Source organism: Eubacterium sp. AF34-35BH (assembly GCF_003477765.1).
Classification (GTDB): domain Bacteria; phylum Bacillota; class Clostridia; order Lachnospirales; family Lachnospiraceae; genus Eubacterium_G.
Genome location: NZ_QUDZ01000019.1, coordinates 1 through 800, shown reverse-complemented (window position 1 = coordinate 800; position 800 = coordinate 1). Strand labels below are relative to the sequence as shown.

The following is an 800-nucleotide window of genomic DNA, read 5'->3' as shown; positions in this document are numbered from 1 at the left end:
AAAACAACTAGAAAAGAAACAACAACAGAAACAGTAACAGAATCAGGAACAACAACTGAAGCAACAACATCAGATAATACATCGGATTCAGCAGGTATCACTACAGAAGAAAAAAATACAGGTGACAATGCCACGGGAAGTGATGACAACACAAGTCAGACTAATACGACAAATAATAACGCAACAGATGAAGGTATAACATCTTCAGGTCAGAATAATGGTGGCAGTACAAGCGAGAATATAACAAATGTAAATACATCAGATGCCCATGTAACAGAAACTAAGACAATGGTTACTGACGAGAGTGTTACAACAGAACCGTTACATACAATAATAACAGCAAGTACGACAGACAAAATCACAAAAATAACTAAAAAGGTAAGAGTGAAGTCTACCAAAGTAAAAAAAGCAACTAAGAAGAAAAACTCAAAAAAGGTTTATTTGAAGTTTAAGAAAGTTAGCAGTGCACAAAAGTACCAGATTCAGATTTCAGTAAGCAAAAAGTTCAAAAAGAAAATAATTAACAAAAAAGTAAACAGTAAGAAAATAAGCAAAAACTCAAAAACAGTAAAATTTGTATTAAAAAATAAGAAGCTCAAGAACTGGAAAAAACTCTATGTTAGAATTAGAGCTATCAAGGTAGTAAAAAATAGAAAATATTATAGCAAGTGGAGCAAGCCTAAGAAAATAAAGATAGTGAGAAAGTAAAGGAGAGAACATGAAAGAATTTTCAAAGAAATTTTTTATATACATATTGACGCTTACATTGTTGGTAGGCACATTCACATGTGTTACTACAG

At 31.6% G+C, this 800-nt stretch carries 1 pseudogene; it reads left to right on the top strand.

The window, feature by feature from the left end:
* A pseudogene (locus DWZ69_RS12145) lies at window positions 1–708 on the top strand (hypothetical protein); the annotation flags it as partial.
* Between the last annotated feature and the right edge of the window lie 92 nt (window positions 709–800).